This is a genomic window from Sesame phyllody phytoplasma (assembly GCF_018390775.2).
Lineage (GTDB): Bacteria > Bacillota_I > Bacilli_A > Acholeplasmatales > Acholeplasmataceae > Phytoplasma > Phytoplasma australasiaticum.
This window is the reverse complement of record NZ_JAHBAJ020000042.1, coordinates 1-419: the sequence shown is the minus strand read 5'-3', so window position 1 is coordinate 419 and position 419 is coordinate 1. Positions and strand designations below refer to the sequence as shown.

Here is a 419-nt window from a genome sequence, read left to right as displayed (position 1 = left end):
ATGTAATTGTTGATTGGTTACCTTTCGGTGACAATCTTTACACAATACCTTTGTTCTTTTATTCATGATACTTTGGTGGCGCGCATTGCGGACCGTACCAATGTGATGAATTTGTAGTTGAGTTGTTTTGTCGCAGTACTCACAATGCTCCGCTTTTAAACGGTCAGTTAGATGCGTACGCGCTTGGAATATATTTTTATTTATGGTAATATCAGGATTCCCTTTATAGTTACGTAATTTTATAATTTTACCCCAAGAGTAAACATCCCATGGTTCATATTGGGTTTCTCCTTTATTATAATAGGAAATACCCCAAGTTGAACCAATTTTACATTTTTTTCGAACCCTAGCAATTGACGTTTTCCGTTTCCTTGCTAGTGTTTTCAAACAGCTATATTCCGCTAGATAACTTAAGTGAG

1 protein-coding gene is annotated in these 419 nt (G+C 36.0%); it reads right to left on the bottom strand.

The annotated features are described in order from the left end of the window. The coding region (locus tag KHD59_RS02425; RefSeq protein WP_213680524.1) for an HNH endonuclease at positions 1-419 on the bottom strand (419 nt) is incomplete at both ends.